The sequence below is a fragment of the Streptomyces viridiviolaceus genome (genome assembly GCF_014650995.1).
Classification (GTDB): Bacteria; Actinomycetota; Actinomycetes; order Streptomycetales; family Streptomycetaceae; genus Streptomyces; species Streptomyces viridiviolaceus.
The window spans coordinates 23,618-48,236 of sequence record NZ_BMWA01000040.1; the positions used below are offsets into that span (position 1 = coordinate 23,618).

The window sequence follows — 24,619 nt, forward strand, 5'->3', positions numbered from 1 at the left end:
TTGGGATCAGACGGTGAGCATGCGGATCACCGCCGGGAACGCCATCAGGAGCATGACCAGCACCGCCAGCAGCGCGCCGGGAGCGGTCATCTTCTCGCTGGCGGCATTCGCCTCCGCGGCCTGATTGGCCAGCAGTTCAGCGCTGAGCGCGGCGGTCCGCGCCCGCAGCGCCTTGTAGACGGCGGCGCCGTCGGTGGCAGAGCCGCGCATGATGTCGGCGACGTCGTCCAGGGCGGGCAGGTCGTACTCGGCGGCCAGCTCACTCAACGCCTGATACGGCGGGATTTTCTCCAGGCGGGCCCGGCGCAGCGCGCCCTGCAGGTACAGGAAGGGCCAGCCCTGTCCGACGGCGGCCGCCTTCTCCAGGGCTTCGGCGGGGCCTGCGTCCGCTGCGCGCTTGAGCGCGACCAGGTCCAGGTAGGCGACCAGGGCGTGGGCGAACTCCTCCCGCGCCCGCTTGGCCTGGTCGCGCACGGCCAGGTCGGGGGTGATGAACAGTAGTGCGGCGACGGCGAGTCCGACGACGGCCGGCACGTAGAAGGGCAGTGAGATGCCCGCCACGATCCACGGGATCGTGACCAGCACGGGGCAGAGCAGCCCGAGCGTGGCGAGTGCGGTCTTCTTCAGCATGAACTGGCCTGGGCCCTGGCCGAGCAGGGCCAGATTCTTGACGGGCACCCGCACGCCGGGCAGGCGTTCGAAGCGGGCCAGCAGCCACCGCCCCCACACCTCGTCCCGGTCCAAATCCTGCTCGGCGGCCACGGGCAGGCTGCCCGGCGCCGTGCGCTGCAGGGCCGGGGCCAGGGCGGGCTGCGGCCGCAGCAGCATCTCCCGCACCAGCAGAGCGACACCGGCGCCGACCGTCCCGCCGGTCAGCACGACAGGCAGAAGGTTCACAGAGTGGCCCCTTCCGGCTCACGTTCGACGTCAGAGGCGGCAGCGGGTGCGGGTAGCCGTACGGTGCTGGCCGCATCGGTGACCAGGAACCGTGGGATGCGTCGGAAGGCGCCGAGCTGCCGCATCAGCGCGAGGGTGGCGACGAACCCGGCGGTGAGGAAGGCGAGGACCAGCTGGCCCAGCAGCGTGGAGTACGGGGCGGTGTAGGAGGGGACGAAGAAACCGGCCACCACGATGCCCACGGTGATGATGGTCATCCACCGCACCGTGGTCCGCGGCTTGGCACGGTCCGCCTCGATACTGCGCTTCTTGGCGACCTCGTCGCGAACGCTGCCCGCCAGGTCCTCCAGCGCCTGGGCCAGGCCCGGCCCGCGGTCATTGACCGACAGGATCAGCGCGGCCACCACCTTGTCGCCGGTGACGTCGCCGAGTTCGTCACCGAAGGCCCGCAGGGCGTCTTCCGGACGCCAGCCCAGCCGCAGCCGGTCGGACAGGTTGACGATCTGGGCGGCGAGTTCGTCCGGGGCGCTCTGCCGGCTGGTGATCATTGCCTGTTCCAGGCCCATGCCGAGGCGCAGCAAGCCGGCCAGCCGCCCGGTCCACTCACTGAGCGCTTCCAGCTGGCCGATGCGCTCCGCCGCGATCTGCCCCGGGGTGACCAGCCACGGCACACCGATCACCGCCGCACCGAGCAGGACCCCTGCGACGAAGTTCCCCGAGGCCAGCCACACCGCGGCGAACACCCCGGCCGCGGCGACGGACAAGGCCCGCCGCCGCATCCGGACATCCTCCGTCTCGTCCGGGCCGCGCCGGGCCAGCACCCGCTGCCACCAGGGGTCCCGGCGCGGCGCTGCCGACCCCACGATCCCGGCGACGAGACCGATCAGCCCGCCGACGACGGCCATGCCGCTGAGCAGCCCCCACAGCACGATCACTGGACGCCACCCACCTTCAGCGGCAGCGGCGCCTGCCAGGCCCCATAGGGCTGCTGCAACAGGCTGGAGTCGAAACCGACGCGGCGCAGGTCGTCGATGCAGCCCGGATCCATCCGCGGCACGGCCCGTAGCTCACCGAACTCGAGGCCGGGGGAGAAGATCTCGTTGGTGGCGGGACGACCGGACTCACCGATCCCGGTCAGCTCCAGGACGTGGGAGACGTAGCGGTGGCGGCGGCCGCCGATCTGCGTTTCGTCCGTCATGTCGACGTACACGATGAAGTCCAGGCCGTTGGCGGTCTGCCGGTAGGCGAGCTGCTCGGACAGATTGCCCTGCGCCAGCGCGTACAGCTCGGCGATCCGGTCGAAGATGATGTCCGGGCGGCGGGCGTGGATCGTGCACAGGTTGCCGCCGGCCCCGTTGGTCAGGGCCTGCATCATCGCCACAACTTCCGGGCCGCGGACCTCGCCGACCACGATCCGCTCCAGCGACATCCGCAGCGCCGGGTGCATCAGGTCCAGCAGCGTGACCTCGCCGGCACCGCGCCCGGTGAGGTCCTTCTCCCCGTTGGACTCCCGTCCGATCAGGGAGACGACCTGGCGGTGGTAGCCGTTGGCGTGGGCGAACAGCTCGTCCTCGGTCTGGATGGTCGCGAACCGCGTCTCCGGGTCGAACTCCTTGAGCATCGCCCGCAGCAGCGTCGTCTTCCCCGCCTTCTGCTTCCCCGCGATCATGATGTTCTTCTCCGCACGCACACAAGCGCCGAGGAATTCGCGCAGGACCGGGTCGATCGTGCCCAGCCGGACCAGATCGTCCAGATCAGCGTGCGAGACGCGGTGCCGGCGAATGACCGCATACGTCATCGGCCCGAGCCCCGTGACCGCCTGCAGCCGGGACCCGTCCTGCAGCGACAGCGCCAGGGTGGGGTTCGCGGTGGAGATGGTCCGCTCCTGGTGCCCGGACCCCCGGGCCAGCTCCCGCAACAGCTCCAGTAACTCCTCCTCGGAGTCCGCGATCGGCCCGACCATGCGGCGTTCCCCGTCGCCGTAGTCCAGCCACACCTCATCCGGGCCCTGGATGATGATGTCCTCAACCCGCTCATCGTCCAGATACGGCTGCAGCCGCCCCGCCCGGTACAGCAGGTCATAGACGGCACGCCGCAGCGCCTCGTCCTGCTGCGGAGTCATCGCTGCGGCATCCGACCACACCGCGACAGCCTCGGTGATCCAGTCCAGGCAGCGCTGCTCCTCGCTGGCCCGGTCCATGTCCGGCGCTGTCTTCAGGAGCTCCTCGCGCTGCTTGGCGACCTGCGAGGCGATGTGCCGGGCGACCTTGTAGTCCACCGTGACCTGGGGCGTGGCCGTACCCAGTGCACGGCTGCTCGAGGCAGTGCCCGTGGGCGAAGCGTTCACCTGCCGTGGCGGGGCAGCGCTGGGCCTACCGGGAGGAGGGGCGACCGTGGGGTCGGCGTGCAGGGGCCTACCGCGCATGCGTCACCTCTGCATCCCTCGACGGGGCACGGTGCGGGCCGAGACGGGCACGACGCGCAGCCACCCGCTGGACCAGCAGGGTGCTCGCGGTGCGGGCCGCCTTCATCAACGGAGCCTTGGTGAAATGGCGTGGCTGGTCGGCCCCGTCAGAGAGCACGCGCGCGTCCTTCGGCGCGTACGGAAGGGTCGCCACCACCGGTACCTGCAGCACGCGCTGCACTTCACCCGCCGGGTAAGGTCCCTCGTCGATCACGATCAGGCCGACGTTGCCGACGCGTTCCTCCAGCTCGCTGACCCGGCCCTGCGCGGCCTGCAGACAGCGCAGGGTGTTGCGGACGACGACCAGCACGGCGTCGGCCTGCTCGGCCAGGACACCAGACGGGCCGACGGCTCCGCGGCGGCCGAGGTCGACCAGCACGTCGTGCCCGTGGTCGGCGTCGATACCGCGGAACATCACCGCCAGCCCCTTCCAGACCGAGCTCAGGCTCGCCGCCTGCGCAGGATCGGTGATTCCGGGCAGCAGCAACCGGTCGCGTGGCGACTCGGCCTTGCCGTCCTCGCTGCTCAGATCGATCAGCTGCCGCCAGAACGCCTCGCCGAACTCGCCCTTCCGGGCCGCGACCGACAGGTTCCGCAGCCCGTACCGGTCCCCGAGGGTGCCCTGCAGCAGGCCGTGCAGCACGGCGCCCCCGTCGGGATCACACTCGGCCAGCACCATCCGCCGGCCCACTTCCACAGGCCACGACAGCAGCAGAGCGAGAGCGCTGGTGGTCACGCCGGGAGCACCGCTGCACCCAGCCAGCGCGATGACCGCCATCAGCTGCCCTCCGGCGCGTCGAGAACCAGACGCAGCGTGCCCGCCGCCACCCACGCCGCAGCCGTGGGTCCCTCAGCCGCCGACGTGGCCACGTCCACGACCACCACCCCAGTGCCGGGCGCGGCCTTCGACGCCTTCACCACCCGCCCCGCGATGGTCCTCGGCGAAGCATCGTCGGACGCCCCACCTGTGTCCGCCGCGCCTTGGGCAGGCACATGAACCAGCCGGACCTTCTGGCCCGGCACCAGGGCAGTAGCGGGGACCTGTTCGGGCTTGAGGCCGATCGGGACCAGTTGCTCTCCGGCCTTCACCAGGGAGTCCTTCGTCACCTGCGTCGGGGCCAGCAACGAGCCAGGCTTCAGCTCCACCGCCGCCCGCTTGCCCACCACCGAGTCCACGTCATCGGCACGTACGGCCTTCACGGCCGGGTCCAGGGCTACCGAGGCCTTACCTAAATCCTGCTCGGTGACGACCTGGCCGACCTGGACGTCCCGGACCACGGTCACCACCTGGGTGCGCTGTCCCACCTGGAGCAGCAGGACGGCAACACCGGCGCCTCCCGCGGCGATGAGAGCCAGTGACAACGCGATGACACCTGGCCGGCGCCTGCGGGCGGACACCCGCGGGGGAGCGACCGGTCCGGCGACCTGCGCCTGCTGGCGTACTCCGTTCGCACTGGCAGCACCAGCGCGTTCCTTCGTCTTGCTCAACGTTCTGTTCCTTCCGGCGGCTTCTACCTGACGACCTGCAGCTCACCGACCGGCACCTGTACGTCGGACTGCCGGACCTCCGTCAGCTGCCCGGCCTCACCGCCGCCCTGCCAGTCGATCGTCCACGTGGACGTCGCGGTGACCGCGTACCTGCCGCCAGGTGCACTGGCCGAGGTCGTGGAATAGAGATGTCCGCAGGTCGGCGACTGGGTCATGTCCGCGGAGCCGGTGTACGGGGTGCCGGGGCCGTTGCACGTCACGCTGGTGCCGTCGCCCATCTGCCACACGATCTTCGACACCTTCGCTGTTGCGGTGACCGTGATGTCGCCCGCCGACGCTGACGCAGTGTTGGGTCCGAAGGTCGTGGCGCTCTGGTTGACCCACATCCACATCGGAACGCCGACCGTGTACTTACCGTTCGCCCGCGGGCTGGCGATGTCGGGGCCGAGCAGGGTCATCTTGTCCACGGCCTGCTGGGCGACGACTTCGGGATCCACTGCAGGCACGTTCTGCCCGGGGTCGGCGCCGACGACCTCCACATCGACGAGACCTGCCTGCCCGTCGGCCACGCATACTCGCTCGTAGACGGTCTCCCCGTCGCGGTAGTACTGGCTTCCAGGCGGCGGCTGGGGGTCCATCTTGCGTACGTGGCAGTCCCGCGCAGGTGCCGCCCCCTTACCTCTGGAGGTCTGCTCTCCCTGGCTGCTGCCGCTGTCCGTGTCGCCGGTCTTGCCGGGGACGCGCACTCCGACGCAGAACGACATGAGGTCGCAGGTTCCCTTGCTGATATCCGGATCATCACCCGCGTACGCGGGAGCTCCTCCGGCGGTGATCAGTAAGCAGGCAAGAGACGCAGCACTGGCTCGTCTCATCAGCATGCTTTGTCCTGGGGAGTTACCTTGACGATGACCCAACGGCCGTACCACTTCTCCGCCGCGGCCTTGACGACGTACTTGGTCAGCCGTTCCTCGGGAAGCTCGACCTCCTTGCCGTCGGACTGCTGGACGAGTTTCCAGTCCGAGACGTCCGCGCAGTCGGTCAACGCGCCCCTCGGCACCCTCTGGTCGGTGTCAACAGAAGTCACCTGCGGTGCCAGCGTCGGCTGACCTGTTGCCACCAGTCCTTTGGTCTTGAGGGCTTTCACCTCCGCCTCAGCCTCCGCGTACGCCTCAGCTACGGCGAACTTCTTCAGCTGTGTCCCCTGCACACTCCCGTTGGCATACGCCTTGACCTTCTCATCCCAATAGCTGCGATATGCCGCCTCAATAGCGGCGCCCGGGTCGGCGGTGGGCGAGGCTGTGGTGCGAGAAGGCGACGGAGATGCCGCAGACGTGGAGGACGAAGGCTCCTTGGAATCGCCAGCCGACGAATCGGCGCTGCAGCCGACTAGGGCCATGAGGCTGCCGGCCACGAGCAGTGCGGATGTCTGCTTGCGGATGCACACGATGCCGCGCCTTGTGCGGTGCTCTGGTTCTCGTGTCACACGGACTCCCCGTATTGCGCGATTTTAGGGCCGATGTCCCGGCCGCCTGCGCATGACGACTCAGTTCCGCGGCCTGGTCGAGCTGCGGTGATGCGTTTGCGTGATCGCTAGATTACGCATCTGCCAGCCAACTTCCCAGCGTGGTGGTGGAGTTCACCCCTACAACTCTGGACGTATCTGGTCACTTTCTGCTTCCGAAGTCGACTTGTCTGCCTGTCTCTTCGCTCGTCACTAGTGCTAACAGGCCACTTGGCTAGATACGTTGAAACACTTGCTCGAGAGAGCGGCAGCTGACCGCGCCAGCGGACCGCAGGCTGTACTTCACAGTTCAGTCCAGGACCGCGGCTCGCCGCCACGCAGAGGCACCCAGACGTCGCCGGTCGGCCCATGCGTTTCGATGTCGTCGAGCACCGCGGCGCCCAAGGGCACCGTTCGGGCCATCGTTGCGACGAGTGGGTGTTGGGCCACCATGGCCTGCAGGTCGCTGGTCCGGTGGTCCATGACCTGCCGGGAGCCGCCGGTGAGGACGAACAGGATCCGGGGGTAGACGGGGTACCAGCGCAGCCAGGAGGGGCCGGAGAGGGCCGGCTGGCGGGAGCGTTGCCGTCCGGCCGGCTGTGGTTCGTAGGACCACAGGCGTGCGTAGTCGATCAGTTTCGAGGCGAGGCGTTCACTGCTCATGGTGGTGCGGTCGACCTCGACGAACGCCCTGAGCTTGGTCCGCTGCCCTGGACCGGTGAGCGTGTAGTGCATCAGCGCGTCCGTGATGACTTTCTCGCTGTCGCTGAGGGGGTGGGACACCTCGGGTGTCCAGTCCAGGGGGCCGTGCTCGTCGCCGCGCTGGTCGGGCGTCGGCGACGAACGCCAGGTGGGTGCGCAGCACCGTCAGGGTATGGGGGGTTTTCAGCGAGGCGGCGGTGGCGGAGGTGATCGGGTACGGCGGCCGTCCTCGCAGGGCGGGGAAGTCCTTCACCATCCGGGCCCCGTCACCCGTCAGATACCAGGCGCGGGTCCGGCGGGACTGGGGGAGAACGGTGTAGTCGACCAGGTTCTCGCGGCGCAGCTCGTTCAGCGGGGTGTTGACGGTCTGGCGTCTGGCGTGGGGGCGGAGCAGGGCGTGGAGCTGGCTGGTGGTGGCCATCCGGTGCTGCCCCAGTGCGGTCAGAAGCTGGTTTGGGAGCGTTTCGACGGGGCTCGGGGTGTGAGCGGTGGGCGCGGTTGGGGTGGTGGCGGTCACTTGTAGGTCTTCTCCTCGGTATCGGGTGTGGTGGTGGGGGCGAGCTGGGCGAGGAAGGCGTTGACCCGGCCGATCTGGCTGCTGGCGCGGGTGGTGAGCTCGTCCAGGGACGCGGTGCCGGCCGTGGTGCGGGCGGCGCGCTCGAGTGCCGCTGCGTTGTCGGGGCGGGCGTAGGCGGCGAAGACGTCGTCGAGGTGCGGTCCGGTGATCTTGATCGGGCCGACGCGGCGGCCCTTGACTGTCAGTGACACGTAATGGTCGAACCGGTCCAGGGCGGCGACGACATCCGGCCCGGGCTCGTCGCCCCATTCGGCGGTGATGGGCGCGATGGCGGACTGGGAGCCGGCGGTGGAGGCGAGGGTGGAGGCGTTCTGCACCAGGGACAGCCGCACCGGAGTGGGCAGGCGGGCGAGGAGCTGGGTCATGCCGTGGACGTGGACCCGGTACTTGCGGAAGTCCTCGAACATGCTTGCGATGGTTTCGGGTGCGGCTCCGGTGAGGGTGATCAGCTCGTCGAAGTAGGCGCGGAACGGCACCCGTCGGGCCTCAGGGGTGTCCCGGCGGGAACGGACCGCGCGCAGCAGGTCCCGGGCCAGGAGGGCGGTGATGAGCCGGTCGGTGGGTCCGTTGCCGCCCGGGCACACCCACACGATCATTTTCGAGTCCATGGCTGCGCGGATGTTGTAGACGCCGGCCGGCTGGCCGAGGAAGGCGCGGGTGACAGGGTTGGCGACCAGGCGGGTGATCGGGTTGAGAACGACGGCGAAGGCATCGACGGGCAGCGTGGGGAACACGGTCCGCCACCAGGCGCGGGTCTCCTCGTCGAGGCGCCCCTCCACACCGCCGAGGGCGGCAGCACCGAAGGCGGTGTCGGTGAGCAGGGCCCGCACGTGGAAGAGGGTGGTCTGGTCCTCGGGCCGTCCGGCCTGGCAGGCGGCGTCGTTGACGGCGACGAGGACGGCGAGAGCGGCGGTGAAGATGGTCAGCGCGCGGGGGGCTGTGGCGTCGTCCCAGCCGAGGACGGAGGCGAAGGCGTCCGCGGTGGCCTCGACGACCTCGTGCGCGACCTGCCCGTGACGCATGTCGAGCGGGTTCCACGAGCTGACCTGCGGGGCAGGTCCGTGGGCGCCCAGGTCGATCAGGGCGATGCGGTCCGCGAGGGTGTCGTGGACGAGGAAGGGCAGGGCGCGGGGCCAGGAGTCGCGGTGGGGGTCGACGAACATCAGCCCGCCACCGGCATGAGCCCAGCCGATCGCCTGCGCGAGGGCCCGCTCGGTCTTGCCGCCGCCCGCCTTGCCCACACCCACCTCGAACAACGTCTCCTTGGCGTAGGTGGCGACGAGGCGCTCCCGTCCGTCCGGACTGCGATAGATGCCCTGCAGCAGCAGCTCCGGGTTGCCGAATTCGAAGGTCGGCAGGTCACCGGCGAGCAGCGGCAGCCGGCAGTGCACGGTGGGCGGCTTGAGCAGACCGGTCAGTTCCTCCAGGCGGACCCAGTTCGGGCGGGGCGGCTGGCAGTGCCCCAGATTCCAGCGGCGTTCGAAGCCGCGCCGGCTGGGCCAGCGGTCCGCCCCCAGGCGCCACGGGCCCAGGTGCCAGCCGCGCATCGCCCACCGAGAGCCGCCGCCGAACACGTCCAGGCCGGCCTGGAGCTGAGCGAGTCGTGCCTCGGCCCGCCCCTCGGTGTCGGATGCGCACATCACCAGCAGTTGCACGCGCACCAGGTGGTCGTCGTCGGCGAGCTTCCCCAAGGCTTCGGCGGGTTCCACCCGGCGTGGCACTGGCGGCATCACCAGCCGCCGGCCACCCCCCGCCCCGTTCTGCTTGCCGCCGATCAGCTGCTGCAACTGCCAGCCCAGCGAGTCCTCCACGCCACCGGCGTCCTGCCGCAGCCACCGGGCCGCCCGCTGCGCCTCGCGCCGCTCCCGGCGGCGGGCGTCCGACATCAGCTGCACCCGCCTGGCCCGCAGCGTCCACTTCGGGGCGCGCTGGACGTCGAGCCGCAGTTCGGCCAGGTCTCCCAGTCCGGCCCGCAGGTCGGAGACGGCGTCGACCAGAGGCTGCAGCGGGTCCGGATCGAGCGGGACGTCCCGCAGCGGGGCGGTGGGCTTGCCTCGCAGGATGAACTCGGCTCGCACCACATGCTTGCGTGGCTTGTCGGCGATTGGACGGCCACGCTGGACGGTGACGGCCGGTCCGAACGGAGTGATGGACAGCAGCCGTTCACCTCCGGCCGGTCCTTCGATGCGGTAGCGCAGCGGGCTCGACCCGTCGGCACGCAGCCTGATCTGCACCGTCTTCGTACGGCGCGGTGCCCACCACGGCATGGACGTGGACGCCCTGGCGAGCTGCACCCCGCGCCGGAAGATCTCCTCCAGGCCCGGATCGAAGTGTCTGGCCGGCACCAGTTCCAGCGCCATCCGCTCGGCCGACGCCCGGCGTGCCAGGCGGCGCACGACCCACTCAGCCAAACCCCAGCACCCGGCGACGAGCAGGGCGAGGAGATACCAGTGAGTGAGCAGCCAGCCTGCCGCGGCCGCCAGGCCGGACAGCAGACCGACGACGTCGCCAAGCGGTGTGGCGAGGGTCAGGTACGGGGCTGCGGGATCCACGCGGGACCTTCTTCCTTGTTCGTTGGGCTGGTGCGGGTGAAGTGCAGGTCGGTGATGCGGCCGTCGGTGTGGGTGCCGCCGCGGTCGGTGCCCGCCCACACCAGGTGCACCACCGCCCGGTCGGGGGCGCCGTCCTGGCGGGCGATGGCGGCCTGGATACGGAAGCGAGCGGTGGCGAACGCCGGCGCAACCTCCTGCTGGGAGGCGGCGAAGTAGGCGGGCCACCGGTCGCGGCCCACACCGGTCGCGTCGGCTCGCAGCAGCGCGCGGCCGGCCGTGAGCAGCTGCCGCTCGTCGACGGCGTCGAGGTCGGCGGGCCAGGCGGTGTTCAGGGCCTGCTGGATGGCCCGGTCACCCGCGGTCCCTTCGCCGTGCGGCGGCAGCGCCCACGTGGACGTGGACATGGACGGCGTAGGCGCCGGGGCTTCGGCGACCTTGGGTGTGTTCCTGGCGGCGGGCGGCGCGCTGGAGGACGACGGCGCCGGGTCGCCCTTCGGGGTGGTGTCGGCCTGGCGTACCGGGGCGGCGGCTCCTCGGGGGCCGGACTGGGGCGGCCACGTCAGCATGGCCGCCCCCACCACCGTGAGGATGAGGGTGGCGGTCAGCAGCAGGCGCGGGGAGCGGGGCGAGGGGGTGCTCATAGCAGTCGGGCTCCTCCCGCGTAGCCGGACATCGCGTCGACCGCGTCCAGGCGCACGACCGTCCCGGGGCGGGCGGCGTTGACCATCTGTCCCGCGCCGACGTAGATCCCGACGTGGTAGATCGTGGAGTCGCGGCCCGGGGCGTAGGCGTAGAAGACAAGGTCGCCGGGCTTGAGCGCGCGCGTTCCCGCGCTGGCGGGGATCCGCTGACCGACGCCGGCCTGGGCGGCCGCGGTGCGTGGCAGACGGATCCCGGCCTGGGCGTAGGCGTAGGTGGTCAGGCCCGAGCAGTCGAAGCCCTTGATGGCTGCGCCGCTTTTGCCGCTGGGGGAGCAGCAGATGCCCGTGCTGGGCCCCTTGGCGGTGCCGCCGCCCCACGAGTACGGGACACCCCGCTGGGCGAGCGCCGCCTCGATGACGGTACGGACATCCCCCGACACGTTGCCCAGGTCTGGGCTTTTGGCGGCGGCGGTGTACTGGTCGATCCAGCCGCGCACGTTGGCGACGTACTCGTTGGACCGGTTGTACTGGAAGATCGCGGCTGCCAACTGGGACTGCTTGGTCAGGTCGCGTCCGTTGCCGCACAGGTAGACGGCGGCGCCGAGGGCGGCGTCGTCGGCGTTGTGCGGGTCGGCTCTCTTGTCGCCGCTGGCGTCTTTGCCGACGCCGTCCCAGGTGGAGGGCAGGAACTGGAAGGGGCCGACGGCGCGTTCGCCGGTGGCGGTGCCGTCCCAGCGGCCGCCGTCCGTGTCCGGGAAGACGGTGGTGTTCCCGCCCGCACCGGAGCCGTTGAGGAGAACCCCGAAGATCTTGGGCCGGATGTCGCCGTTCCCGGCGACACTGCGGCCGATGGCGTGGTTGGACTCGACCTTGGCGATGCCCGCGAGGATCGGCCAGCGCATCCCCCGGCACTTCGGCACGTGCCTGCCGACCTGCTGGGCGGCGTTCCGGTAGGCGGCCAGCATCCGAGGCGGGATGTCGGCGACACTGCCGCCCACCGCGATCCCACCGCCATCGTCCCGGGCCCCGGTGGCCAGGGCCACGTACGCGCCCACCGAGTTGGCGAACGGGGCAGCGCAGCACACCGCACCGAACAACAGCAGCACTCCTGCGCACCCCCACCGCGTGAGACGGCGACGCCGCCGGACAGGCCTCACCCCTGCTCACCCCCCTCGCCTGACTGGCCATCCGGCCGGGACTGCTCCTGGCGCAGACGCTCGGCATCAGGCGCCGTCCTGCGCATCAACTCCTGCATCCGCTCCCGCGCCTCTTCGCGCGCCTGGCTGCGCGCCCTGCCACCGCCGGGCAGCACAGGACCTCCACGGTCAGGGCGCGGCACCGGCTCGCTGCCCGTCCGGCGGGCTGATGCCGGCGGAGACGCAGCTGCCGCAGGTGGCTCCTCGGCCCTGCCCTCGGACCGGGCCCCTCCTGGCCGGCCGCGGGCCGACAGGCCTCGGGAAGCCGTAGAGGGCCCAAGGCTGGGTGGAGCACTGCGGCGCGGGGTTGCTTCCGGGCCGGTCGCGGTCCGTGGCGTGGATGCGGCTGGCAGGCGGCGGCCGGTGAACGGTACGGGTCCGCCGCGGTCGTCGGCGTGCTCCTGCAGGACCCGGCCGACATGGCGTCCGGTGGCGGTCCAGGCACGGCCGTCCTCGCGCAGCGTGTTGCCCCAGACCCGGACCTGCTGGCGGACGTCCTGGGAGTAGCGCGAACCACCCGACCGGGCCCGGCGGACGTTGGCCGGCAGCCCGACCGTCGCCCCGTACGCGACCCGGCCGCCCCGGTGAAGGATGCGGTACCCGCGGAAACGCACCAGCCGGTTGTGGGCCCGGGTCGACAACAGCGTGCGGTCGCTGTTCTGGTCGTGCAGCACCTGACCGCTGCGCCGGTCGACGACCTCGCCGTCCTCGTTGCGGTACCGGTCGGGCGGGCCTGAAGGCCGACGCGGCCCTGTACCGCCTGCACCACCATCCCCGCCGCCCGACGGGCCGCCCGCGCCCGGGTCTCCGTCCGCGGTGGGCTTGCGCCACTTGGCCAGCTGCTCCTTGTCCGGCCTGCGGCCGATCAGCAGCCAGTGCGTGCCCTTGGCGCCGAGCCGGGCGCCCAGTCCACCCACGGCCGCAGCCGCGGAGAGCGGGGCCAGGCCGCGCCCGGCCTCAGCCGTGGCCTCGGAAAGGATCCGGCCGGTGTCCACGGGCATGCCCGCGCCGTCGACGAGGGAGCCGAGCGCGCCCATCAACCGCTGCCGGGTGCCGAGCATCCCGAACCGGCCGCCCCCGCCCCCGCCGGCGAGGGCACGCAGCCCACCCCCTCCGTGGCCGCCGAGCGCGGCGGGCGAGTTCATAGCGAGGGTGGCACCGAGTTCGGAGGTGTCACCGGGCAGGTGGGTGCCGCCGACCTTCGCGTACCGCATCCGCATCGCCATCCGGCGTCCGAAGGAGGCGATGCCGATCAGGAGGCGGCGGTGCCCAGCGGCGCCCGCGATGGCGAGGACGTCGATGAGCAGGATCCGCTCCACCATCAGGTCGGGGCCGTTGGTGACGGTGGCATCGACGGCGATCCCGAAGAACGGAATGAACGCGCAGATCCCGACCACGGCCAGGACCGCGATCCCCCACAGCGACAACCACTTCCACACCGACTGGCGCGCGGGCCCCGGCAGCATGCCCGCGATGAAGGCGACACCGCCCGCGGCGGCGGCCGCCGCGCACACGCCCTGGGTGCCCAGCAGCACGATCGCGGAGGAGAGCAGCATCCCGCAGATGAACAACGCGCCGATCAGCAGGAGGGCGGCGCCGCCGACCCGCCACCAGGTGGGCTTTTGCGCGTAGGCGGCGCAGGCCTTGCCGACGTCGCCGCTCTTCTTCAGATCGGCGAGGAACGCGGCGAACTGCTGGTCTTCCTCGCTGAGGACGGGGTGGGCCGCATCGAGGAGTTCTCCGCCAGGGGTGAACTCGGGGAGCCCGCCTTCCGTGCCGTTGTCGCCATCGCCGCGCTCGCAGTACCTCTTGCCGGGGCCCTTGATCTTCTCGCAGGGGTCGTTCTTCTCCTGTTCGGCGTCCCCGGTCTTGTAGCCGCCGGTGACCCACTTCAGATGGACCGCATAGGCCTTGCGGTCCGAGTCTTTGGCCGGGTCGAGGATCCGCCCGTACTGCAGCAGCATGTACGGCTTGACGACCAGCGCGTTGGTGACCGAGTCCTGGATCGGGCGGGCCACCTCCGCTGCCGTGACGGGGCCTTCGCCCTCTTGCTCCATGCACTTGAGCTCCTGGCGGCCGGCCATGCCGTCACAGGGGGACTTGCTGGCGATCTTGCCGCCCCAGTCGTAGGCGTTCACGCTGCGTTGCGCGACCTCGGCACCCACCTGCTGCGACTGGCTAAGCGGGCCGTCGGCGGCCAGCAGGTAGTCGGGGCGGACGAACGCCGAGGCGGCGAACGCAGCGATCAGCAGGGTCAGGAAGATCTCCCCCAGACCGCGGCTGACCCGGCCGCGCACCAGCATGAAGCCGGCGAACACGAACGCCCACGCCAGCAGCAGCCCCTTCAGCCCGAGCTGGTCGACGACCACATCGTTGTAGGCGTCGGCGACCTCCTGCGCCGGCCGGGTGAGGATCTTCAGCAGCGGGAAGCGGAAGGCGACCTCGATCGCCCACCCTGCCAGACCGACCAGCAGCCGGATCAGGGTGAACAGCCCCGACAGGGCGAACGCCAGGGCATGGGTCTTGAAGGCGACGATGGATCCGCCTTCGGCGTTCAGTTCGTAGCCGTTGATCGGCACGCCCTCGGAGGAGGTGATGTTCAGCGGCGCCAGGAGGTCACCGGTCTCGCTGTTGCTGCCGGCCGCGTACACGACCTGGCTGTTGACCATCACGAACACGACGGCAAGCAGCACCGTGAAGCCGGCCGAGCGGAGGGTCGCGCGGTGGGGACGGAACATGTCAGCGCTGCCTCTGACTCGCAGCGCTCGGGCGACGCCACACGAAGAGAGCGGCCAGGCCGGCACCGGCAGCCGCCAGCCTCCACACTGCGCCGGCGACATCTGGGCGACCGGCGGAGGGGTTGGCGGCGTGAGTGGTCGCGGTGCCGTGCTCGCAATGGTCTTCGGCGGGGTCAACGATCAGCGCGCACGGGTCCTGGCCCGTGGGGCGAGTATCCGTGGCGAAGGCCTGCCCCGTGTGCGGCCACCACGTCTCCGGCACGCTCACCCCCACGGCCAGGACGAGCACGCCGACCATGACGACCACGATGGTCAGGACACTCGTGGCCGCGGCACGGCGCCGGGAGAGGGCACGGGTAGAGGGCATCAGATGTGTTCCTTCGGACGGTTCTCGGCGGCCGTACCGGCGGGCGACTCAGGCACGGAAGGCGAAGCAGCGTGCACCTGACGTCCTGGTGTGGTCGTGATGGATGTGGTGATGCGTTCGATGCGCGGGATGACGGTCTTGACCCGTCCGGTGTTCTGCCGGGGGCAGGTCAGCAGGAATTCGCCTTCGCGGCCGCTGTGGCCGACGGGGGACAGTCCGCTGGTCACCAGCCGCACCAGTTCCTCGTCGGCGGGGTTGAGGCCGATGAACTCGAGACCGCGGCGGGCGCGTGTGCTGTCGGTGGTGCGGGCCAGTGCCCGGTAGGCCATCAGGCCGCGGTCGGGGCCGAGTTCCTCGGCGTCGTGGGATCCGGCGATCAGGCCGGCGCCGTGCTTGCGGCCGTCGTGGAGGATCTCGTGGACCAGCGCGGTGCCCTCCGCGGACGAGGTGAGCCAGTACAGCTCGTCCAGGACCACGGCGGTGAACCGTTGAGGCTCCTCGAACGCGGTCTGCCGGGCGAGCGCCGCGATCAGATACAGCACCGCGCGGCCGATCAGGGCTTCCAGCGGCTGCTGGTGCAGGACGTCGGGGTTGTCGAACGCGGCCTTGGGCGGCAGCTTCAGTCCGGCCGTGGTGATCACGATCATGTCGGAGGCGCTGGAGGCATCCAGCCTGACCGGCGGCAGCGTGGGGTCGAACACCATCCGGGCCAGCGGGTTGGTCGCCACGACTCGGATCAGACCGGCGAGGGTGGCCGCCGCGTCCTGCCGCCTGCCCGCCTCCGCGCGGGCCATCTCCTCCAGCACACTCACCACCCGCTGCATGGACGGCTTGTCGCCGGCGGCGGCCCGCTCGACGGCGTGGTGGAGGACCTCGCCGTTGGTGCTCATCGGGCCGATGCCCAGCTGGAGGGTGAGGTAGGACAGGGCGTAGTGGCGGCCCTCCGGGCCGTCGAACATCTGCAGCGGATCGATGGACACCTCGGCCCTTGCGGCGTCGACGATCTGCACCCGGCCCCGGGCGGCGCTGCGGGCGAAGGTGGCCCACTCGCGCACTGGGGTGCGGTCGATGCAGATCGCGCAGCCGCCGCGCGCCCACACGGCCTCCGCGATCAGCTTCTGCAGCACACTCTTGCCGGCCCCGAGATCCCCGACGATGCCCATCGACGCCGACGCGTCCTGCTTGGGCGCGTCGGCCACGTTGATCATCACGGGGCGGGTGGTGCCGCAGTCCAGGTCCAGGCCCAGGAACATCCCGTTCGGATCGCCGACCTCACTGGTGGTGAAAGCCCCGGACAGCGCCCAGTCCTCGGAGACCTGGTGCTGGGTGAACTCCCGCAGCACGCCCGGCCGCGCGGTCCCGGGCAGCCCCAGGGCGAACAGGGCTTCCTGCAGTCCGGCAGGCCGTACAGCCCGGTAGTCGGCGCCGCTGAGCAGCGCGGCCAGGGCCCGGGCGCGGGCGTCGCAGACGGCGGCGGTCGGCCCCCACACCGTCAGCACCGTCACCGACTGCACCTCCACCTCCACGCTGGTGCGCGACAGCCGGGCATCCAGCTCACCCAGGTCCCGGGCGGCGTCAGTCAGTGAGGCGGGCATGCCGGTGGGCCGGGCGTCGTACTGGTCGGCCTGGTCGATCAGCTCGTTCTTCTTGCGCCGCACCTGATCCCGCGCCTTCTCCGCCGGCACGAGCGTCAGGTCGACGGCGTAGTCGACCGGGAAGTCGAGCATCTCCAGCTGAGCGAACAGATCCGCGGCCTCCGCACCGACCGCGGGCGGGCACTCGGCCAACGCCAACTGCGCCTGGTAACCGACCCCGGCATCGGACTCGACCTGCAGCCACCGCCGCCGCAGCGGCGACCCGGCCTGCAGCCGCCACCAGGCGGAACGGCCCGACCGCGTGATACGGCCCGCGCCCTTCAGCTCGTCGGCATCGTCCAGCCCGGGGTCGATGCCGCCCTCCTGCAGGCGTGCCTGGCCGAGGTCGGCGTAACTGGGGGAGCGCAGCACCCCGCCCTGCACGTGCCCGCCGTACAGGTCGCTGGTCTCGGCCTCGCTCAACAGCGGCTCTGTCAGGCCGCGGTGCAGGGCGTGCTGGATCATCCACACGATCTCCGCCGGACGGGCTGGACGGAACGCGATGCCGCCGGCGAGCGCGGCCTCCACCCGCGACGCCTGCTCGCGGTACGCGCTCACCTCACGGCGCGCCACGGGCGCGGCCCGCATGCCCAGCACGGGTGCGACGTCTGCCCACATCGCTCCCAGCGACGTGGCCACCTGCCCGCCTGCGGCGGTGTTCTGCAGGGGCACCGCCAGCCACAGCGTGCGGCGGTGCATCTCCTGGCCCTCCAGCAGATCCAGGGTCGCTTCGACGTTCTCCACCCACGGATGCGCACCCTCACCCGGAGCCTGCCCAGCCGGCTCGATGCCCTCGATCATCCTGAGGGCGACCTCGCCGGGATCGACCTGCGCGCACAGCCCGAACAACCGCGGCGCCCCGGACAACGACCGCACCAAATGCGTGACCTTGGCAAGCTGCTCATCCCGGACCGCGGCGGGCACGTAGGTGCCCTGAACCGTCTCCGCCCGCTGCCCCTTCGCGTCGGGGCCGGGGTGCAGGCGGTAGACGGCCCACACGCTGCCCTGTGTCGACCAGACCAGGTGCCCGGCGATGTGACGGACCGGAACCCTCACCGCACACCCCCGCCCTGTCCGGCGAGCGCGAGGAGCTGCTGCACGCCCGACTCCGGAACCGGCCGCGCCAGCGGCTGAGAAGGCAACACCGCCGACCGGCGGCCGTCCCGGGCCCGGACGTCATCCGGCTCCTGGGCGGCGCGCTCCCGCACCGTCGCAGGAACAGCCGGACAAGCTCCCTCGAGGGTGAAGCCGCCCAGTACGGGGCGGGCGGCGTGGTCGCGGGCGGCCCTGCCACCCGTCCGGCCGCCCTGTGGCTGCCAGACAAGCAGCAGCCAGCCCAGCGCCGCCTGCAGCGGGGCACGCCCTTTGACCTTGGGCCGGCGTACCGCCCACACGGCCAGCACCCAGGCCACGACGGGAACCGGGCCCATCCACGACCACCAGCTGATGGTCTTGACGAGGAGGAAGCCACCACCGACGAGGACGGCGATCTGCGCGGGAGTGTAGGGACCGAGCGGGATCTTCCAGTCGGCCACCTTCCCCAGCACCCACGGATGACGGCGCGCGGTCGTGTAGAAACGCCCGACCCTGCTCGCGGCAGCCGCGCTCACAGCAGCCCTCCCGCGCCACCCGAGCCCACACGCGCGGCCGGGTCGGTCCCCTGCACGAGTCCCGGGACGGCGGGGGCGCCGTTGGCGGGGTTCTTCACCTCGTCGGTGAACATATCCGCGAGATCCTCACGGGAGTCGTACAAGCCCAGCGCGATGATCATCAGCAGGAGAGCGCCGATCCCGGCCTTCAGGCTGAACCTCTGGACCATGATCACGACGACCAGCACGATCAGTCCGGCCTGCAGGCCCTTGGTCGCCCAGTCCTCGAACATGGTGATCCAGCTGTCACCGAGATCGTCCAGCTGCCCGGCCAGCACTACGTCGCGCACCATGTTCACCGCGCACCCCCGCCCTGGACGGTCCCGGACTCCAGCGAGGCGACGTCCCACCGGCCGGAGCGGGCCGTGAGCGCGAGCTCGTAGGCCAGCGGCCACCGGCCGGCGTCATCACGCGCCTCGGCCTGCACCATGACCCGGACCTTCGTCCCGTCGGCCGGCACCTGCCCGGCGGCCGCGGCCTCCTCGACAGCCGACACCTCCCGCACCGTGACCGCCCGGTAGGGGGCGGGGAAGACGGGCGTGAGCTTCACCCCGGGCGCGAGGTAGCGGTCGACCTCTCCGGTGCCGGTGAGGTAGGCGCCGAGGAACTCACCCACCGTCGACGACAGGGCACCGTCGGAAGGAACGCTCACCGTGTACGGGGATGCGGGCACCGTGGCCCGGGCCGGACCGGCCACGACCCCCGGAGCACCGGTCACCGCGAACGAGACACCCGTCCGGTCGGTGGCCACGGGGACGACGAAGTAGCGCACCGTGCTGTCGGCGTACTGCGCAGCCACCGTCACCGCCCACGCGCTCCCGTTGCGCTGCACACTGCGCACGGCGGTCACGGACCGGAGCTTGGACGGTGCACCGGCTGCAGGATCCGGCAGCGCGACGTCCGGTGCGAGGGACTGTGCAAGACGCGCCTGCGCACTGCCCGCTTCATCCGCGTTGCTGCGCAGCCACGCGTCGATGAACATCTGCGCATAGCCCGTGGGGTCGGCCGTGTCCGCTGCAGTGCGCACCGGGGCCGGCTTGTGGGGGGCGGCAGCCTTGGCGGTGGCCGGGCCGGACGTCACCGCGACGCCCAGGGCAATGGGGCCGGCCGCGATCGCGGTGAACAGAGCCAGGCGCGACAGACGCACGCGCCGCCGCATCTTCTCCAGCTCGACGCCCGCAGCAATCGCGGGGACGGCCTCGCTCCGCGAAGCCTTCTTGCCAGGGGGCATGGTCAAACTCCCAGGTCAGGAACGGTTGTTGCTGACCAAGAGGAAATCCATCAGCCCCGACCCGACCACCGACCACACAACCCCGACCACGATCACGAACAGGTCACGAAACCCGTGGTCGGCCCGACCACAACCCCGACCAAGGGCCCGACCACGACCCACAGGTCCGACCGGACCCCACCCACCACAGCGGCGAGGGAGGAGAAGTCACGCGCCGGCACCCGGGAAGACGACGGCGGGGCTCCCGGCTGCGCACCAGCGGACCGACTGCGCAGCCTGAGGCGACTGCGCATCCCCGCTGTGCGCAAACGCCCTCCCACGCCGACTGTGCAGGACCCCCAACGCGTTGCGCAGCCACCTGCACATTGAGCGCCGGGGCGTTGCGCAGCCGCGAGTGCGCACACTCGCCACGCACGCGAAAGGCCCCTTGGTCGGCCGGACCATGGAGCCGACCATGGCTGGTCAGTGCGCATGCCGCGCTTTCGCGACGGGTGGTCGGGGGTGGTGGCGGCTCGTCTGGTCGGGGGTGCGGGATGGGCCCGACCATGGGGCCGACCATGGCTGGTCAGTGCGCATGCCGCGGTTTCGCGACGGGTGGTCGGGGACCGAGCGCGGCGACGGCCGCACCGACGCGGACGACGGAGCCAAGCCACTTCCGACGGCGCCGCAGGTGGCCCTCGGACCGATAGCCTGGCCGCCCGAGAACCAGCGGGAAGGGGATCAGCAAGTGGTGGGGGACCCGTGGCCGGCGGCTGTCGAACGCTTCGGACTTCAGCTCGACCGAGCCCGGGCAGCCGCCCAGCGCGTCGAAGACGCGAAGGAGGCCGCATTCGCCCAGAGCCCGCATCGTGACGACTTCGAGCCCGCCGAATACGAGCGCCGGCGCCGCGCGTACGTGCAGACCCCCCAGTACAAGGCGGCAAGCCGAGAGATCCGGGTCGCGGTGGCCCTGAGCAAGGCACACGACGGCGCCCTGCTGCGCGCAGCCGGCACGATCCTCACCCGGCGCGCAGGCGGGAAGCGGGCACCTCGTCACCTGCCGCGGCCGCGCATCGTGCCCGGCCGCTACGTGCCCCAGTGGTGGATGAACACCATCAACGCCACCTACGCCGGCATCTGGCGGGCGATCCCGTCTCCCGGCCCCGAGCTTCGGCTCGAGAGCCCGGACGACCCGCTGGTGCAGGAAGTCGCCAAGCAGGCACGCCTGCTACAGGCCAGCCGCGTGGGCTACCGGAAACGCGACAGTCTCTATGAATCTTTCATCCCTGACGGCACGCTCATGGGAGGCCGGTCACTGCCGCCGATCCGCGGCCTGAGCCCGGAAGCGAGCCGCCGCGCCGACCGCGTTCTCGGCCGCAGCCGCGGCATCCGTGTCCAGCCGGGCCGGGATGAGGAGTTCGACCAGTTGCACACCGACTACTTCGCCGTCTGGGACCGATCCCGCGCCTACGCCGCCGCCGTGCTGGCCCTGCTCCAGGCCCGGACGTAGCGCGCCCAGTCGGGCAGAGATCCGCCAACCTGACGCGGCTGCCTGGTCGGGGCGGGGGAGAGGTCACTGTCCTGGATCTCGTCGTTTGAGGGCCCAGCCCTCGCGCGTACCCGGCGTGAGGGGAGGACGGTGAGCGCTAACTCTTGCTGTGCACAACCGCCCTCCCACGCCGACTGTGCAGAACCCGGCCTGCGTTGTGCAGCGGCTGCGCACCGCGTACGTCGGGGGCGTTGAGCAGTCGCGAGCGTGCATCCCTGCCGTGCCCGGTGAGACCCGTGGTTGGGCCGACCATGGGTCCGACCATGGCAGGCCGGTGTGCTTGTTGTCAGTTCGTGACCGGTGGTCGGGGGTTGTGGTCGTCTGCCTGGTCGGGGGTGGCCGGTGGGCTGACCGTCATGGATCTTGTGTGTGTCTCCTCATCCGGTGGCCTGGTCCGGCTCGTGGCCGTGGTCCGGCTGAAGGTCCTCGGCGGCCGCGTGTACCCGGTGTGCGGGGAGCCGCGGTGAGCGGCTTCGGTGCGGGGATCACGCGCGGGGTGATGGCCGGTGATCAGTTCACGCAGATCGCCAACGGTCTGTTCCGTGACGGCCGACTGTCCTACAAGGCAAAGGGGATCTTCGGGTACGTCAGCACGCACCGCAGCGGCTGGCAGGTGACGATCGCCGACCTCGTCCGCATGGGCCCCGATGGCCGGGAAGCGGTACGCGTCGGCCTGAGGGAACTGGAGGAGCACGGCTATCTGCTCCGTGAGCGCCTGCGCCGCCCGGATGGCACCCTCGGGCAGAGCGTCTACTGCATCACCGACCACCCAGCCGTCCTGAGCGACGTGCCGTCCGGGGCCCGCTCGGTGGCTGGGGGCCTGGAGGCCGGGTCGGCCGATGGGTTTGGCGCGGGGATCCGGCGCGGGGTGATGGCGGGGGATCAGTTCACGCAGATCGCCAACGGTCTATTCCGCACGGCCCGGTTGTCCTTCAAGGCGAAGGGGCTGTTCGGGCTGCTCTCCACGCACCGGGAGGGCTGGCGGATGACGGTCGCCGACCTCGCCCGCTGCGGCCGTGACGGCGAGGCGGCCGTCAAGAGTGGGCTGAAGGAACTGGAACAGCACGGCTTCCTGGTCCGCGAACGCGAGCGCGGCCAGGACGGAACCCTCGGTGCGGCGGTGTACTTCATCACCGACCTGCCCGCCCTGCAAAGCCGCAGGTCACAACCAGAGTCGGGTTATCCACCAGTGGATGAACCTACGTTGGCTGATCCCGGCACTAAGAAGACCAACAGAAAGAAGACCACCAAGCAGAAGACCAGACCCCTCCGTCCCTGCGACCGCGCCGCCAGCTCGGCCGTCTCCTCGGGGACGGGCCGGCCGGACGCAGCAGCGTCCTCGGCCGACAGCTCGCCCGCGGCACCTTCGGCGCCCGACGCCTTGCCGGCGATCCCGCCCGTGCCTCCGGCTGATGAGATGCATCCCGGGATCCAGCTGCTGCTGGAGATCGGAGCCGCTCAGCCCGAGCTGTTGCTGACCGGGAAGGCGCTGACCGATCAGGGCCGCGTCGTGACCGTGATGCTGGAGTCCGGCTGGACCAGCGCCCAGCTGCGCCACGTCATCGCCGGCCGCCCCCTGCCGGCCCCGGTGCGTACCAGCGTCGGCGCGATCATCGCCGCCCGTCTGCGCGCCGCCCAGGCCTACCCACCACCCGCCACCCTCACCGGCCCAGAGCACTCCGGCGACGTCCTGGACGACGAGCGGCGCGTTCCCTCGACGCCCGAGCGGTCGTTCACGGCTCCCGCGGCCCGCACAGTCACCGAAGCCCTGACCTACCGCGCACTGGTCGAATGCGCCGGCTGCGGCGTCCCCGGCACCGCCCCCGGCGAAGACCTCTGCCCGGCCTGCCTCGACTGGCCGTTGTGCCGCACCTGCCCCGGCCCCACCCCACGCCGCGCCCACCCCCACGGCGACGGACGCTGCACCACCTGCGCCACGACCTTCACCGGCCCGACGGAGGGAAGTACGCCATGACCACCCGGACACCACCGGCCACCGGGCCTGCACCGGGGCTGCGCCCCTTCCGGCAGCAGCCGCGGAGGTGGGAGAGGGAACAGGACTGCGCGCTGCGCAGCGGCCACGGCTGCTGCGGCGCCGGATGCGCGGAGGGCTGCGAGCCCGTCCTGATCCGTGAACGGACGGGATGGGGGTGGATCGACTGGACGGTTCCGGCCGACGGGGCCAGCCCCAAGCACCCTGACCGGATCGCCGTGTTCAGCCCGCTCGCGACCCGCGCCCAGCGCCTTGGCCTGCGCTGGCTCACGAGGCGGCCGGCACACCGGATCCGCCTCGGCCCACTGGCCGTACGGCCGGGCACGGCCGCTGTCACGGTTCTCGCCCTGATCGCGGCCACCCTCGCCAGTCTGCACGGCATCCCGTTCACCATCACTTTGCCGGCGGCCGCCCTGGCCCGTTGCTCGTGGAGCACCTGCCCGACGTACTCGATGCCCGCGTCGGCGAGAGCGTCCGCATCCTCGACGCCGGCCCGCCTGCCGCTACCTCCACCGCCTGGCCGCCCTGCACGCCACGCTCAACGACGCGGCCGCCCGCAGCGACCAATACCAGGTACAGTGCGCCCTTCAGATCAGCCACCACCAGCTGTTCGACACGGCAGACCTCCTCCAGCGCCGTGACACGCTCTCCGTCTCCGGCGTGCTCATCACCCGGGAACGATTGATGCTGCAACTCGTCGCCCAAACTGCCGAGATCCTCACGCCCACGGCCGATGACGAGCCTTCCGCCTGCCCCGGCTGGCCGGGGTAGACAGCCGGCGGGCCGCACCGGTCCCGCCCCGTGCCATTAGCCCTCAGCCGAACCCTCAGTGCCCGCTTCACCGATGAAGGAGGAAACCGACATGCCCGACCACGGTTCTGAGCAGTCCACCGGCGGTGTGTACCTGCTCTTCGCGCACGAGGCCTACTACCCGACCCACGGACAGGAGATCAACACCTCGCTGGTGGCCGCAGCCTCTCTGCTGCACCCCCGTGTCTGCCAGCCCGACGGCACCCGCATCCACGAACGCGTCACCCGCGGCCGCCGCCCGGGCGAGATCGTGCCCCTGGCCACGCTCACCCACGAACTGGACGGCGGCGCGCTCTGGCCTCAAGTCGGTGACTGGGCAGCGATCACCGCGGACCTGCTCCAGCTCACCCAGGACAGCGCGTGCGACGCTCTCGGCCTGGGTCTGCCGCCCATCGCCCGCGCGCTGGTGTGCTCAGGCCCGCGCAGCGAGGTCCGTGCCTACGATCCGACGACCGAGGGCTACCAGGTCTTCGGGCCCGTCGACCGGAGCGAGGTCCTGGTCGAAATCGGCAGGAAGCTCGCCCGGACGGAAGCTGGGCGCCCCTTGTGGCCGGGAGACATTCCTCTACCCCGCCCGCAGTAGACGTGGGTGGTGCCGTGTTACGACTTGCCGCAGCAGTCCTTGTCGGTGAAGCGAGGCCGGCCCTCGTG

General features: G+C 71.2%; 19 protein-coding genes and 1 pseudogene. 3 read left to right on the top strand and 17 right to left on the bottom strand.

Going from position 1 to position 24,619, the window contains the following annotated elements; all coding sequences use genetic code 11:
* Positions 1-6: 6 nt before the first annotated feature.
* From IE260_RS37435 to IE260_RS37515, 17 genes and pseudogenes are all read right to left on the bottom strand, one after another.
* Complete coding sequence (locus tag IE260_RS37435; protein ID WP_189880288.1) at positions 7-897, bottom strand: type II secretion system F family protein; 891 nt, start codon at positions 895-897, stop codon at positions 7-9.
* Positions 894-1,832, bottom strand: a complete 939-nt coding sequence (locus IE260_RS37440) for a type II secretion system F family protein (RefSeq protein ID WP_189880290.1) — start codon at positions 1,830-1,832, stop codon at positions 894-896. Before IE260_RS37440 ends, IE260_RS37435 begins: the two co-directional genes overlap by 4 nt.
* Positions 1,829-3,322: a TadA family conjugal transfer-associated ATPase gene (locus IE260_RS37445; protein WP_189880292.1), complete on the bottom strand. Its 1,494-nt coding sequence runs from the start codon at positions 3,320-3,322 to the stop codon at positions 1,829-1,831. Before IE260_RS37445 ends, IE260_RS37440 begins: the two co-directional genes overlap by 4 nt.
* Positions 3,312-4,139 (bottom strand): CpaE/TadZ family protein, encoded by an 828-nt coding sequence (locus tag IE260_RS37450; protein WP_189880294.1) that lies wholly within the window; start codon positions 4,137-4,139, stop codon positions 3,312-3,314. The genes IE260_RS37445 and IE260_RS37450 overlap by 11 nt, the downstream gene beginning before the upstream one ends.
* The gene (locus IE260_RS37455; protein ID WP_189880297.1) at positions 4,139-4,849 is read right to left on the bottom strand and encodes an SAF domain-containing protein; all 711 of its coding nucleotides are present in this window, start codon (positions 4,847-4,849) and stop codon (positions 4,139-4,141) included. The genes IE260_RS37450 and IE260_RS37455 overlap by 1 nt, the downstream gene beginning before the upstream one ends.
* Positions 4,850-4,872: 23 nt before the next feature.
* On the bottom strand, positions 4,873-5,613 hold the full coding sequence (locus tag IE260_RS37460; RefSeq protein WP_229881708.1) for an ATP/GTP-binding protein: 741 nt from the start codon (positions 5,611-5,613) through the stop codon (positions 4,873-4,875).
* A gap of 107 nt (positions 5,614-5,720) precedes the next feature.
* Positions 5,721-6,293, bottom strand: coding sequence for a hypothetical protein (locus IE260_RS37465; protein WP_189880299.1), 573 nt, complete (start codon positions 6,291-6,293; stop codon positions 5,721-5,723).
* 360 nt (positions 6,294-6,653) lie between these two features.
* Positions 6,654-7,569 (bottom strand): annotated as a pseudogene (locus tag IE260_RS37470) (replication-relaxation family protein).
* Positions 7,566-10,181 (bottom strand): ATP/GTP-binding protein, encoded by a 2,616-nt coding sequence (locus tag IE260_RS37475; RefSeq protein WP_189880300.1) that lies wholly within the window; start codon positions 10,179-10,181, stop codon positions 7,566-7,568. The pseudogene IE260_RS37470 and the gene IE260_RS37475 overlap by 4 nt, the downstream one beginning before the upstream one ends.
* Complete coding sequence (locus IE260_RS37480; RefSeq protein WP_229881709.1) at positions 10,157-10,822, bottom strand: hypothetical protein; 666 nt, start codon at positions 10,820-10,822, stop codon at positions 10,157-10,159. Before IE260_RS37480 ends, IE260_RS37475 begins: the two co-directional genes overlap by 25 nt.
* On the bottom strand, positions 10,819-11,928 hold the full coding sequence (locus IE260_RS37485) for a C40 family peptidase (protein WP_189880302.1): 1,110 nt from the start codon (positions 11,926-11,928) through the stop codon (positions 10,819-10,821). Before IE260_RS37485 ends, IE260_RS37480 begins: the two co-directional genes overlap by 4 nt.
* 47 nt (positions 11,929-11,975) lie before the next feature.
* Positions 11,976-14,756 (bottom strand): hypothetical protein, encoded by a 2,781-nt coding sequence (locus IE260_RS37490; protein WP_189880304.1) that lies wholly within the window; start codon positions 14,754-14,756, stop codon positions 11,976-11,978.
* Position 14,757: 1 nt separating this feature from the next.
* Positions 14,758-15,123 carry a hypothetical protein gene (locus tag IE260_RS37495; RefSeq protein WP_189880306.1) on the bottom strand — a complete coding sequence of 122 codons (366 nt, stop codon included), beginning with the start codon at positions 15,121-15,123 and terminating at the stop codon, positions 14,758-14,760.
* Entirely contained in the window at positions 15,123-17,813 is a 2,691-nt protein-coding gene (locus IE260_RS37500) for an ATP-binding protein (RefSeq protein ID WP_189880308.1), read from the bottom strand. Before IE260_RS37500 ends, IE260_RS37495 begins: the two co-directional genes overlap by 1 nt.
* Positions 17,810-18,367 (bottom strand): hypothetical protein, encoded by a 558-nt coding sequence (locus IE260_RS37505; protein ID WP_189880310.1) that lies wholly within the window; start codon positions 18,365-18,367, stop codon positions 17,810-17,812. Before IE260_RS37505 ends, IE260_RS37500 begins: the two co-directional genes overlap by 4 nt.
* Positions 18,364-18,699 (bottom strand): hypothetical protein, encoded by a 336-nt coding sequence (locus IE260_RS37510; RefSeq protein ID WP_373303460.1) that lies wholly within the window; start codon positions 18,697-18,699, stop codon positions 18,364-18,366. The genes IE260_RS37505 and IE260_RS37510 overlap by 4 nt, the downstream gene beginning before the upstream one ends.
* Positions 18,700-18,701: 2 nt before the next feature.
* The gene (locus tag IE260_RS37515; protein ID WP_189880313.1) at positions 18,702-19,637 is read right to left on the bottom strand and encodes a conjugal transfer protein; all 936 of its coding nucleotides are present in this window, start codon (positions 19,635-19,637) and stop codon (positions 18,702-18,704) included.
* A gap of 574 nt (positions 19,638-20,211) precedes the next feature.
* Between IE260_RS37515 and IE260_RS37520 the strand changes: the two genes are divergently transcribed.
* The 3 genes from IE260_RS37520 to IE260_RS37530 all read left to right on the top strand — a co-directional run bounded on the left by IE260_RS37520 (position 20,212) and on the right by IE260_RS37530 (position 24,551).
* A complete protein-coding gene (locus IE260_RS37520) occupies positions 20,212-21,126 on the top strand; it encodes a hypothetical protein (RefSeq protein ID WP_229881711.1) in 915 nt (304 codons plus the stop codon).
* Positions 21,127-21,628: 502 nt separating this feature from the next.
* Complete coding sequence (locus IE260_RS37525; protein ID WP_189880315.1) at positions 21,629-23,140, top strand: hypothetical protein; 1,512 nt, start codon at positions 21,629-21,631, stop codon at positions 23,138-23,140.
* Between the two features lie 880 nt (positions 23,141-24,020).
* Complete coding sequence (locus IE260_RS37530) at positions 24,021-24,551, top strand: hypothetical protein (protein ID WP_189880317.1); 531 nt, start codon at positions 24,021-24,023, stop codon at positions 24,549-24,551.
* Positions 24,552-24,619 lie beyond the last annotated feature (68 nt).